Genomic DNA, 10,622 nt, shown 5'->3' on the forward strand with positions numbered 1-10,622 from the left:
CGGGCCGCCGCGCTGTAGGCGGTGTCCTCGCCGAGCCGCCGGGTGCGCTCCGTCAGCGCCCGGTCACGTACAGGAAAGGGCCGAGCCTGTGGATAACTCCCGGGGCTGTCGGTCCCGCCCCCTATGGTGGAAGCAGCGGTCGAGAGACGACACACGGGGGACCGACGGGGGACAGGACAATGGGTGCGACGGGCGGGATCAGCGAAATGCCACAGGTGACCGAGGGGCCGGGCGCGGCCGACAGCGAGGCGCTGGCCACGCTGCACCGGGTCTTCGGATACGACGCCTTCCGGGGCGAGCAGGGCGCGATCATCGAGCATGTGGTGGCGGGCGGTGATGCCGTCGTCCTGATGCCGACCGGTGGCGGCAAGTCGCTGTGCTACCAGATCCCGGCCCTGGTCAGACCGGGTACGGGCGTGGTGATCTCGCCGCTGATCGCGCTGATGCAGGACCAGGTGGACGCCCTGCGCGCCCTCGGCGTGCGCGCCGGCTTCATCAACTCCACGCAGGACTTCGACGAGCGGCGCATGGTCGAGGCGGAGTTCCAGGCCGGTGAGCTGGACCTGCTGTACCTGGCACCGGAGCGGCTGCGCCTCGAGGGCACGCTCGACCTTCTCTCGCGCGGCAAGATCTCCGTCTTCGCCATCGACGAAGCGCACTGCGTGTCCCAGTGGGGTCACGACTTCCGCCCCGACTACCTCACTCTGTCCCTCCTCGGCGAGCGCTGGCCGGACGTCCCGCGGATCGCCCTCACCGCGACGGCCACGCGCGCCACGCACCAGGAGATCACCGAGCGGCTGAACCTGCCGGCGGCCCGCCACTTCGTCGCCAGCTTCGACCGGCCGAACATCCAGTACCGGATCGTGCCCAAGGCCGACCCCAGGAAGCAGCTGCTCGCCTTCCTCCGGGAGGAGCACGCGGGCGACGCGGGCATCGTCTACTGCCTCTCACGCAACTCGGTCGAGCGGACGGCGGAGTTCCTGACGGCCAACGGCATCGAGGCGGTGCCGTACCACGCGGGCCTCGACGCGGGCACCCGAGCCGCCCACCAGTCCCGCTTCCTGCGCGAGGACGGCCTGGTCGTCGTGGCGACCATCGCCTTCGGCATGGGCATCGACAAGCCGGACGTGCGGTTCGTCGCCCACCTCGACCTGCCCAAGTCGATCGAGGGTTACTACCAGGAGACCGGCCGCGCGGGCCGCGACGGACTGTCGTCCACAGCCTGGATGGCGTACGGCCTGAACGACGTCGTACAGCAGCGCAAGCTGATCCAGTCCGGCGAGGGCGACGAGGCGTTCCGCCGCCGGGCCGCCGCCCATCTCGACGCCATGCTCGCCCTGTGCGAGACGGCCCGGTGCCGCCGCGGCCAGCTGCTCGCCTACTTCGGTCAGGACCCCGACACATCGGGCTGCGGCAACTGCGACACGTGCCTGACACCGCCGGAGACCTGGGACGGCACGATCGCCGCGCAGAAGGTGCTGTCGACGGTGGTACGGCTGCAGCGGGAGCGGGGTCAGAAGTTCGGTGCGTTGCAGATCGTCGACATCCTGCTCGGCAAGCGCACCGGCAAGGTGATCCAGTTCGACCACGACCAGCTGTCCGTCTTCGGAATCGGCCAGGACCTCGCCGAGGGCGAGTGGCGAGGCGTCATCCGCCAGCTGCTGGCCCAGGGACTGCTCGCGGTCGAGGGGGAGTACGGCACCCTGGTGCTCACCGAGACGAGCGGCGCGGTGCTGCGCCGCGAGCGCGAGGTGCCGCTGCGCAAGGAGCCGAAGAAGCCGGCCGGCTCCCGGTCCCGGTCCGGCGGTGCCTCCGGGGGCGACCGCAAGGCCAAGGCCGCCGCGGCCGAGCTGCCCGACGAGCTGATCCCCGCCTTCGAGGCTCTGCGTGCCTGGCGTGCCGAGCAGGCCAGGGAGCAGGGCGTCCCGGCGTACGTCATCTTCCATGACGCCACCCTGCGAGAGATCGTCACCCGGCGTCCCGGCTCGGTGCGCGAGCTGGGCACGGTGGGCGGGGTCGGCGAGAAGAAGCTGGCGACGTACGGGGAGGGCGTGCTCGCGGTGCTGTCCTCCCTCGACGGAGCGAGCCCGGCCGCCGCCGGTTCCGCTCCGGAGGACGACTGGCCCGAGCCGGAGCCCGAGCCGGACGACTGGATATAGCCCGGATACGGCCCCAGCGGGCCAGGGGGCCCTACAGCCCCCGTGCCGCGTAGGCCCTGACGTCGGCGTCCGAGTCGGTCGTGGCCGTGGCGAGGGCCGCGCGGGCCTCCTCGGTGGCCCGGTGCCGGCTCAGGGCCAGGACCGCCGCCTTGCGCACGTCGGCGTTCGGGTCACCGAGAGCCTTGGCGAGTGCGGGGACGGCTGTGTAGGCATCGGCGGCCGACAGCGCGGTGGCGGCACCGGACCGGACCTGCCACGCCGGGTCGGCCAGGGCGGCAACGGCGCGGGCGGCGAGCGGTGCCGGGCTGCCGGTGGTGGCCAGCGCACCCAGGGCGGCACCGCGCACCAGCGGATCGGCGTCCTCGGTGAGCCGGTCCAGGGTGGCGGACCGCAGCTCCTGGTCGGCGGCGGTCAGGGACGACGAACCGACGGCGGCCAGCGCCTTGGCCACGGTGACCCGGACCTCCCGGGAGGGATCGTCCGCGGCACCCGCCAGCGGCCCGACCGCGTCGACGGATACGAGCGCCCGTACGGCCTCGGTGCGCACACCGATGTCGGGGTCGTCCAGCGCCGCCGCGAACAGCACTGCCTCGCCGAGCCGCAGGGCGCGCAGCACATCGAGGGCGGCGGCCCGGACCACGGGGTCGGTCTGGGTGAGCGCACCGGCCAGGGTCGTGCCCAGGGCGGGCTCGGCCGGCAGGGTCTCGACGAGCTCACGCAGTGAGGCCGCCGCGGCGGCGCGGACCTCGGCGTCGGGGTCGGCGAGGGCACCGGCCAGGGCCTGCCCGGTTCCCGGCGGCACGGTCTCGGTGAGCACCGAGACGGCCGTACGGCGGACGGCGGGATCCGCGTCGGTCAAGTAGCGCTCGACGACGTCGAGTTCGGGCTCCGCTTCGGCCAGCTCCAGCAGCTCGAGAAGCCGGGGCGAGGCGGTTGCCGGGGCGACGGCCCGGTCGCCGGCGCCACCGGAAGCACGCGTGGACGCCGGTCCCGCGGCGACCGGAGCCACCTCACGAGGCCCGGCCGTGGCCACGTGCTCGCCACGGACCTCGCCCAGCCGTCGGGAGGGACCGCCGACCGGCGTGAACTCCTCGACCGGAACCAGATAGGGAGCCACGGGGCGGGCCGTGAACTCCATCGCACCAGAGGGGGACTTGTGCAGATCGAGGTGATGGAACCAGGAGGCGTCGTCACGCCGGGGGTGGTCGAGCCGGTCGTGGTAGAGGCCCCAGCGGGACTCGGTGCGGGCCAGGGAGGCACGGGCGGCCATCTCCGCACAGTCGCGGATGAAGGTGACCTCGGCGCACCGCATCAGCTCGTGCGGGGTGCGGGCGCCCATCGCGGCGATGTCGGCGTGCATCCGCTCGAAGGCCTCCAGGGCCAGGGAGAGCCGGGCGCCGGACTTCGGCGGTGCCACGTAGTCGTTGACGAAGCGGCGCAGCTTGTACTCGACCTGGGTCTGCGGCGGGCCGTCCGGGTGGCGCAGCGGACGGTAGATCAGCTCGTGCGCCTCACGCACCTGGTCCGCGGGAAGCTCACCCTGGTACGCCGTGTACTGGGCGGCGTCCGCGCCGGCGAGATCGCCGAAGACGAACGCGCCGATCATGTAGTTGTGCGGGACGCAGGCCAGGTCACCGGCGGCGTACAGGCGGGGGACGGTCGTGCGGGCGTGGTCGTCGACGCGGACGCCGGAGGCGGAGTGGCCGCCGCACAGGCCGATCTCGGAGATGTGCATCTCGACGTCGTGGGTACGGTAGTCGTGCCCGCGTCCGGCGTGGAACGTGCCTCTGGTGGGCCGCTCGGTGGAGTGCAGGATCGACTCCAGGGCGGAGACCGACTCCTCGGGGAGATGGCTGAGCTTGAGGTAGACGGGGCCGCGGTCGCTGGCGACCTCGGCGGCGAACTCGGCCATCATCTGCCCCGACCAGTAGTCCGAGTCGACGAACCGTTCGCCGTGCCGGTTGACCTGGTAGCCGCCGAAAGGGTTGGCGACGTAGGCGCAGGCCGGCCCGTTGTAGTCCTTGATCAACGGGTTGATCTGGAAGCACTCGATGCCGGTCAGCTCGGCGCCCGCGTGGTAGGCCATGGCGTACCCGTCACCGGCGTTGGTGGGGTTCTCGTAGGTGCCGTACAGGTAGCCGGAGGCCGGCAGGCCGAGCCGGCCGCAGGCACCGGTGGCGAGGACGACCGCGCCCGCGCGGACGGTGACGAAGGCGCCGGTCCGGGTGTTGAAGCCGACGGCGCCCACGGCCCGCCCCCCGGCGGTGAGTACCCGTACCGGCATCACCCGGTTCTCGATCCGGATCCGCTCCCGCATCTCGCGCCGCCGCAACTGCCGGTAGAGGACCTTTTTGACGTCCTTTCCCTCTGGCATGGGCAGTACGTACGAGCCGGAGCGATGCACCTGGCGCACCGCGTACTCACCGTGCTCGTCCTTCTCGAACTTGACGCCGTACGACTCCAGTCGCTGCACCATCGCAAAACCGCGGGTGGCGGTCTGACGGACGGTGGACTGGTCGACGATGCCGTCGTTGGCGCGGGTGATCTCGGCGACGTAGTCGTCGGGCTCGGCGCGGCCCGGGACGACCGCGTTGTTGACACCGTCCATGCCCATGGCGAGCGCGCCGGAGTGACGGACGTGGGCCTTCTCCAGCAGCAGGACGTTCGCGCCGCGCTCGGCGGCGGTCAGGGCGGCCATGGTGCCGGCGGTGCCGCCGCCGATGACGAGGACGTCGCAGGTCAGCTCCTCGGCGTCGGTGACGTCGGGAATCTCCGGGGAAACGGGCGCGGGGGTGGTCACCGGGTTGCCTTTCAGGAGCCGAGCGAGGTGAGGATGTCGCGGCGCAGGGCCACGCGGGCGGGTGCGTCGAACGCCGCACGGTCACGGGGGCGCGGTACCTCCCGTACGGCGACCACCCGGCCGGAGCCGAGCAGGGCCACGCGGTCGCCGAGGAAGAGCGCCTCGTCCACGTCGTGCGTGACGAAGACGACGGTCGCCCCCGTGCCGCGCAACACCTCCACCAGCAGGTCCTGCATGCCGGAACGGGTCTGGGCGTCGAGGGCGCCGAAGGGCTCGTCCATGAGGACCGCGCGCGGGCTGTCGGCCAAGGCGCGCGCCAACTGGGCGCGCTGGCGCTGCCCACCGGACACACGGTGCGGCAACTGCCCCGCCTGTTCACTGAGCCCGACGCGTTCGAGCCAGGATTCGGCCCGGGAGCGGCGTTCGGCGCGCGGTACGCCCCTGATGGCGAGCGGCAGTTCGACGTTTCCGCGCAAGGTGCGCCAGGGGAGCAACGCGTCCTCCTGGAAGACCAGGGCGCGGCCCGACGACGGTCCGGTCAGCGGGCTGCCGTCCACTTCGGCGGTGCCGTCCAGCGGAGGCAGCAGCCCGGCGAGGGTGCGCAGCAGTGTGGACTTGCCGCAGCCGGAGGGGCCGACGACGGTGAGGATCTCGCCCGGGGCGACGTCCAGGTCGACGTCGTGCAGCACGGGGGCGTCCGGGTGGCCGAGTACGGCGCCGCGGAGGGTGAGCCGGGTGCCCCGTGCGACCTCCGTCGGGGCATCGACGGGAGCGGTGACGGTCTCAGACGAGGTGCTCATCGCGGGCCTCCTCGGTGTCGTCCTGGCCCTGCTGCTCGGCCTGGCCCTTGTGCTGGGGGTCGCCGTGGGCCGGGCCGCTGACGGCGAGCGGCCGGGGCGCGCGGGTACGTCCGCCGGGGAGGTACGAGGTGCGGGGCAGCCAGCGGGTCAGACGCCGGCCGAGGAGTTCCACGGCCGTGGAGGTGACCCAGCCGAGGAGGCCGATCGTGACCATGCCGACGAAGACGCCGGGGTAGTTCACCACCGTGTAGTCCTGCCAGGTGCGGTAGCCGACGCCGTACTGCCCGGAGATCATCTCGGCGGAGATCACACAGATCCAGGACACACCGATGCCGACCGACAGCCCGCCGAAGATGCCGGGCAGCGCGCCCGGCAGCACCACCGAGCGCAGGATCCGCGGTCGGCTGCCGCCCATGGTGCGCACCGCCTCCTCCCAGACGGGGGTCAGGGCGCGGACCGCGTGCCGGGTGGAGACCAGCACCGGGAAGAAGGCGGCGGTGCAGGTGATGAAGACGATCCCTTGCTCGTTCGAGGGGAAGAGGAGGATCGCCACCGGGACCAGGGCGATCGCCGGGATGGGGCGGATCACTTCGAGTACCGGACCGAGCAGGTCCTCGGCGAGGCGCGAGCGGGCCACGAGCACGCCCGTCGCCACGCCCAGGACGGACGCCAGGGCGAAGCCGCTGAGGATGCGGGTGAGGCTGTCGGTGAGGTCGGTCCAGTAGTCGGCACCGGAAAGCCGGTCGGCGAAGGCGCGGGCCACGTCGGTGACCGTGGGGAACTGCGAGAACCGCAGCCACAGGTCGACGTCCAGGCTGGTCAGCAGCTGCCACAGGCCGATGGCGGCGGCCAGGGACACCGTCCGCAGCGCATACCGGGCCAGGGGCCGGCGGGTCATGAGGCCCGCTCCAGGGCGTCACGGTAGGTGACCGTACGGGCGCCGCTGTGGGCGGCGATGTAGGCCTGCGCGGTCGCCGGGGCGACGAAGGGCAGCAGGCGGTCGCCGTCGGCCACCCAGACCGCCTTGTCCGCGAACCAGAGGGTGCCGGTGGCGGCGTCGGGCACATAGGCGGCGCGGATGCCGTCCTGGTGCCCGGCCACGTAGGCCAGCAGTTCGTCGGCGGACTTGAAAGAGACGGTCCTCTCGCTGCCCTTGGGCCACACCTCGCTCGCGGCCGGTGCGGGCGCGGCGGCGAGCCGCTCGGCGTACGACGCGCCGAGGGCCTTCTTCAGGTACTGGTCGTCGACGAAGCCGTCCACGTCGATGTCGCCGGTCAGCTTGGCCGCCTTCAGCACGGACACGTCCTGCTTCAGCGCGGCGACGAGCTGCGGTTTGACGGCCGGGTCGAAGGTGGCGATGCCGTGGGCGCCGTTGTAGAGGTAGACGACCTCGGCGGGCAGGCCGGTGGCGTCGGCGACCTTCTGGGCCGCGGAGACGGGATGCGCGTCGAGGTAGTCGGTGGCCTCGGCCTGGGCCTTGAGGAACGCCTCCAGGACGGTCGGGTGCTGCTTGGCGAAGCTCTCACCGGCGGTGACGCCGTGGAAGGTGGGCAGGTTCAGCTGGGCTCCGTCGTACAGGGCCTTGGCCTTGCCCTGGTAGGCGAGCAGGCCCGGCCAGGCGACGAACTGCGACAGCGCGTCCACACCGCCCGAGGAGAGCGCCGAAGCGCCCACGGCCGGCTGCTGGTTGAGCTTGGAGATCCCCTTGTCCGGGTCGATGCCGGCGCGTTGCAGGGCCCGTACGAGGGTGCCGTCGGCGGCGGAGCCGATGCTCGTGGAGACCTTCTTGCCCTTGAGGTCCTTCAGGGACGTGAGTTCGGAGTCCGGGGCGGTGACGACGGTGTTGAGGCCACCGCGGAGGTTGTAGCCGGTGACCGACACCAGGTGGGTGGGGTGTCCGAGCTGTCTGCCGCGGGCCGCGTTGAGCAGCAGCGGGAAGTCGCCCATCGAACCGATGTCGATCTTGCCTGCGGTCATCTGCGCGGTGATCGGGGCGCCGGTGGCGTAGTCCTGCCAGTCGACCTTGTACGTGTGGCCGTCGTGCAGCGAGTTGAGCTGCTTCTCGAAGTAGCCGAGGGAGCGCAGCAGCGTTCCCGCGGTGACGGTGTTGATGGTCTTGGACTGGTAGCCGACGGTGACCGTGACCGTGGCGTCGCTGCCCGCCTCCGCGCTGCCGCCGCAGGCGGTCAGGGGAAGCAGGAGTGCGGTGGCGGACAGGGCGGTTGCTGTGCGTTTCATGGTGGTGGGACCTCTCACCGGAGCAGGTAGGGCATGTTGACCGTGACGGCTCCGGTGGGGCAGCGGGCCGCGCACGGGCCGCAGTACCAGCACTCGTCGACGTGCATGTACGCCTTGCCGCTGCTGTCGTCGATGGCGAGGGAGTCCAGCGGGCACATGTCCACGCAGAGGGTGCAGCCGTCGATGCACTTCGACTCGTCGATGGTCACGGGCACGTCGGCCCGCTGGGGCGCCAAGGGCATGGCTGTCTCCAGGAAACGTGCAGGGCAGGGGTGTGTGCGGCGGGTGCGCTACGACCGGTGGAGCAGGCCGCTCATGGTGATGCGGTCCCCGCGGAAGCGGATGAACTCCAGGTCGACGGGGCGGCCGTCGGCGAGGTGGGTGAGGCGTTCCAGCATCAGCACGGCGGAGCCGCGCGGGGCCTGGAGGACGGCGCCGGAGTGGGCGTCCGCGTTCACCGCCTCCAGGGTGATCTCGGCGTGGCCGAGGGGTTGTCCGGTGATGGCTTCCAGGAGGCGGAAGACATCGGTGTTCTCCAGGTCGGCGCCGAGCAGGTCGGTGCCGATGTCGAGCGGGATGTAGGTGAGGTCGAGGGAGAGCGGGAGGCCGTTCAGGCGGCGCAGGCGTTCGATGTAGAGGACGTCGGCGCCGGCCGGGACGCGGAGGCGGTCGGCGACCGGGGCGGGTGCGGGTGCGGGGCCCATGGTGCGGACCTCGTTGGTGACGCGGCCGTGTTCGCGGAGGGTTTCCGCGAGGCCCATCAGACGGTCGAGCCCGTGGGGGTATTTCCGGGCGACGACCACGGTGCCGACGCCCGGCAGCCGGTCCACCAGCCCTTCCGCCCGGAGCAGGTCCAGGGCCTGGCGGACGGTGTTGCGGGAGGCGCGGTAGTCGGTGGCGAGTGTCGACTCGTGGGGCAGGGTGCCGTCCTGGAACGCGCCGGTGAGGAGCTGGCGGCGCAGCAGGTCGGCTAGTTGCCGGGCCCGGTCCGCTCGCAGCCGACGACGCGCGCGGTGGGCGGCGACGGTGGTCGCGGCGCCCTGACCGGCGTGGTCGCGGGGGCGGTCGGTGGGTGGCATGGCTGGAACCATACCGAGGTGGTAGGGAAAGAGGTGTTGCTGGATTGTTGCGCCAGGTGACGGCGTGTAGAAGACGTCTCTGAGCTGCGGTTTTGCGGGTGGCTGGGTGAGATCTGCCACCCGGTCGGGTGCTCGGTCACATCAGGACAGTGCTGTCAGACCGGGCGCGAACGTGATCAGCAGCGGCAGCAGCGGTATCAGCGCGGCCACGGTCGTCGTCAGGGCCCGGTGCCGGCGCAGTAGCCGTGGCGGCGGCTCCAGCAGGCGGTCCACGCGTTCGCCGAGGAGGCGGCGGCTGGAGGCGCAGGAGAGGACACCCCGGTGCTGGTTCAGCTCGATCAGCGCGAGAGCGGTGGTGAGGTGCCCGCAGCGGCGGGACGCCGTGTCGTCGGCGGCCAGCTCGACCAGGCGGTGCGTCTGGTCGCAGAAGTGGGCGAAGAGCGGGACGCGCGGGAAGCCGGTGGCGAGCGCGGTGGACAGGTGCAGGAGCCAGTCGTGGTGCGCACGCGCGTGCCCGCGTTCGTGGGTGAGGACGGCGTCCAGTTGGTGGCCGGTGAGGCGGTGCAGCGCCCCGGTGGTGACGACCAGTTGCGGCGGGTGCCCCGGCATCCACCAGGCGTCCGGGTACTCGTCCTCCAGCACCAGCATCGGGCCGCGCGCCGCCGGCAGGCCGGCCGGCAGATCGGGGGCGCGCTCGCGCAGCTGCGCCCGGGCCTGGCCGCGGCTGCGGCGGGCCTCGACGAGTTCCCGGCCCAGCATCGCCGTCGTCCAGGCGGCCCCGCAGGCCAGGAGTACGGTGAGCGCGGTGGCCCACACCGGCGTGGCGGAGAGGTCGTACGCGGCGGTGACGGCGGGCGGCGCGGGCGCGAACACGCGGTCGCGGACGGTGTGGAAGACGGCCGCCGCGCCCAGGACCAGTGCGGTCAGGCAGCACAGCAGGACGGTGGCGACCAGGCACTGCCAGACCCACAACGCGACCACCGGATCCCGTTCGGGCCAGGCCGCCCGGGTCAGCGCGCGCGGTGCCGGTACGGCGGCCGTCAGGGCGACGACGCTCAGCAGGAGCAGGCAGACGGTCATGCCGGGGCTCCGGTTCCTGGTCGGAGAGTTGTGCGGGTGTCGGGTGGTGCGGGGGCGGCGCGCCGGGCGGTGCGTCGCGTGGTGCGTGTCCCGCCAGTATGACGGTGAGGGGCCGTGGGAGTCAGGTCTCGGCGGCGATCCGTCCGCCGGTCTTCGCGTCCGGCGTGCCGCGACCGCCGGAGCGGGAGCCTTCCGTGTCGCGCTCCCGCAACGCTCGCCGCACCGCCTCCAGCAGGTCTTCCGCGTCGAATCCCACAGACCGTGCCTGGGCCGCGAAGTCCTTGGCGGCCTGGTCGAGTTCCGTCACTTCGCGGCGGTGGGCACCCGGGGGGGGGGGGGGGGGGGGGGGGGGGGGGGGCGGCCCGGCGCCGCCGCGCGGGCGGGGGGGGGCCGCCCCGCGGGCCGGGCCCCCCGCCCCCGGCGGCGGGCCCGCCCCCCCCCCCCCCCCCCCCCCCGCCCCGCCGCC

Annotated in this window: 9 protein-coding genes; 1 reads left to right on the plus strand and 8 read right to left on the minus strand. The window is 72.8% G+C overall.

Annotated features, from left to right (window positions below):
* Positions 1 to 179: 179 nt before the first annotated feature.
* Positions 180 to 2,159, plus strand: coding sequence for a DNA helicase RecQ (gene recQ, locus ACIHEJ_RS34250; protein ID WP_400141463.1), 1,980 nt, complete (start codon positions 180 to 182; stop codon positions 2,157 to 2,159).
* A 31-nt stretch (positions 2,160 to 2,190) separates the two neighbouring features.
* Here recQ and ACIHEJ_RS34255 read toward each other — a convergent pair whose 3' ends face one another.
* The 8 genes from ACIHEJ_RS34255 to ACIHEJ_RS34290 all read right to left on the minus strand — a co-directional run bounded on the left by ACIHEJ_RS34255 (position 2,191) and on the right by ACIHEJ_RS34290 (position 10,463).
* Positions 2,191 to 4,959: a fumarate reductase/succinate dehydrogenase flavoprotein subunit gene (locus tag ACIHEJ_RS34255; RefSeq protein ID WP_400141465.1), complete on the minus strand. Its 2,769-nt coding sequence runs from the start codon at positions 4,957 to 4,959 to the stop codon at positions 2,191 to 2,193.
* Positions 4,960 to 4,970: 11 nt separating this feature from the next.
* A complete protein-coding gene (locus ACIHEJ_RS34260) occupies positions 4,971 to 5,759 on the minus strand; it encodes an ABC transporter ATP-binding protein (protein WP_400141466.1) in 789 nt (262 codons plus the stop codon).
* Positions 5,743 to 6,657 carry an ABC transporter permease gene (locus ACIHEJ_RS34265; RefSeq protein WP_400141468.1) on the minus strand — a complete coding sequence of 305 codons (915 nt, stop codon included), beginning with the start codon at positions 6,655 to 6,657 and terminating at the stop codon, positions 5,743 to 5,745. Before ACIHEJ_RS34265 ends, ACIHEJ_RS34260 begins: the two co-directional genes overlap by 17 nt.
* Positions 6,654 to 7,997: an ABC transporter substrate-binding protein gene (locus tag ACIHEJ_RS34270; RefSeq protein WP_400141469.1), complete on the minus strand. Its 1,344-nt coding sequence runs from the start codon at positions 7,995 to 7,997 to the stop codon at positions 6,654 to 6,656. Before ACIHEJ_RS34270 ends, ACIHEJ_RS34265 begins: the two co-directional genes overlap by 4 nt.
* 14 nt (positions 7,998 to 8,011) lie before the next feature.
* The gene (locus ACIHEJ_RS34275; protein WP_016437651.1) at positions 8,012 to 8,239 is read right to left on the minus strand and encodes a ferredoxin family protein; all 228 of its coding nucleotides are present in this window, start codon (positions 8,237 to 8,239) and stop codon (positions 8,012 to 8,014) included.
* A gap of 48 nt (positions 8,240 to 8,287) precedes the next feature.
* Complete coding sequence (locus tag ACIHEJ_RS34280) at positions 8,288 to 9,076, minus strand: GntR family transcriptional regulator (protein WP_400141471.1); 789 nt, start codon at positions 9,074 to 9,076, stop codon at positions 8,288 to 8,290.
* Between the two features lie 141 nt (positions 9,077 to 9,217).
* Positions 9,218 to 10,156 (minus strand): M56 family metallopeptidase, encoded by a 939-nt coding sequence (locus tag ACIHEJ_RS34285; protein ID WP_400141472.1) that lies wholly within the window; start codon positions 10,154 to 10,156, stop codon positions 9,218 to 9,220.
* A gap of 121 nt (positions 10,157 to 10,277) precedes the next feature.
* Positions 10,278 to 10,463 (minus strand): hypothetical protein, encoded by a 186-nt coding sequence (locus ACIHEJ_RS34290; RefSeq protein ID WP_400141474.1) that lies wholly within the window; start codon positions 10,461 to 10,463, stop codon positions 10,278 to 10,280.
* Between the last annotated feature and the right edge of the window lie 159 nt (positions 10,464 to 10,622).

Origin of the sequence: Streptomyces sp. NPDC052301 (genome assembly GCF_044593395.1) — a bacterium.
GTDB lineage: Bacteria > Actinomycetota > Actinomycetes > Streptomycetales > Streptomycetaceae > Streptomyces.

Coding starts and splice junctions, on each gene's coding strand:
- recQ (WP_400141463.1), top strand. CDS start 180: ATGGGTGCGACGGGCGGGATCAGCGAAATGCCACAGGTGACCGAGGGG.
- ACIHEJ_RS34260 (WP_400141466.1), bottom strand. CDS start 5,759: ATGAGCACCTCGTCTGAGACCGTCACCGCTCCCGTCGATGCCCCGACG.
- ACIHEJ_RS34265 (WP_400141468.1), bottom strand. CDS start 6,657: ATGACCCGCCGGCCCCTGGCCCGGTATGCGCTGCGGACGGTGTCCCTG.
- ACIHEJ_RS34270 (WP_400141469.1), bottom strand. CDS start 7,997: ATGAAACGCACAGCAACCGCCCTGTCCGCCACCGCACTCCTGCTTCCC.
- ACIHEJ_RS34275 (WP_016437651.1), bottom strand. CDS start 8,239: ATGCCCTTGGCGCCCCAGCGGGCCGACGTGCCCGTGACCATCGACGAG.
- ACIHEJ_RS34280 (WP_400141471.1), bottom strand. CDS start 9,076: ATGCCACCCACCGACCGCCCCCGCGACCACGCCGGTCAGGGCGCCGCG.
- ACIHEJ_RS34285 (WP_400141472.1), bottom strand. CDS start 10,156: ATGACCGTCTGCCTGCTCCTGCTGAGCGTCGTCGCCCTGACGGCCGCC.